The organism is Pseudomonas sp. PDM16 (genome assembly GCF_014851865.1).
Classification (GTDB): Bacteria; Pseudomonadota; Gammaproteobacteria; order Pseudomonadales; family Pseudomonadaceae; genus Aquipseudomonas.
The window spans coordinates 1-546 of record NZ_JACVAM010000029.1 but is presented as its reverse complement, the minus strand read 5'-3'; the positions used below and the strand labels follow the sequence as shown (position 1 = coordinate 546).

Below are 546 nucleotides of genomic sequence, written 5' to 3'. Positions count from 1 at the left end.
CCAAAAGCGCAGCTTTTGGACGTCCAGCGAACGAAGTGAGCGTCAGTTGAGCGCATTGTTAGCAGCGCTCCGGTGTGTATTCGCGCGGGTTCAAGCAGGTTTTGTCGAAATTAGCAGACTGCTCTTCGAGAACTACAGTCCCTTTTTCATCATTAACATATTTAGGAACATAGGTCTTTCCAGCCATAACTGTTGATTTAAATTCGGCCGGCTTATTGAAAATTGCGCCACAAAGAGCGCCGCATAGAAGATTGTGTGCTTTAACTTGGATAAAGCCAACTTTGAACTTGTGTTCACCAGGGAGCAGGTAAGCATGGGAGGAACGGCCCACATCCCCAGCCGAGCTTCCATCGATTTCCTGCATTAAAAGGCCTGGTGATGAGAAGACATTGGTCTCTGTTGGAGTCCAAAGGCGGACAATAGCTACTTCTTTGTCGGGCTTGGCAGGACCTGCGTACCCCTGATACTGAGTGACTGCACAGCCGGTCAAGATGGCTAACAGTGGGGTTAGGATTAATGCTTTCATGATGTTCCTTGATGCTAACG

Annotated in this window: 1 protein-coding gene; it reads right to left on the bottom strand. The window is 48.5% G+C overall.

Translation table 11 applies throughout. The annotated features are described in order from the left end of the window. Positions 1-58: 58 nt before the first annotated feature. Positions 59-546, bottom strand: a 488-nt coding sequence (locus IB234_RS23805; protein WP_225580788.1) for a hypothetical protein, incomplete at its 5' end; no start/stop codon positions are given.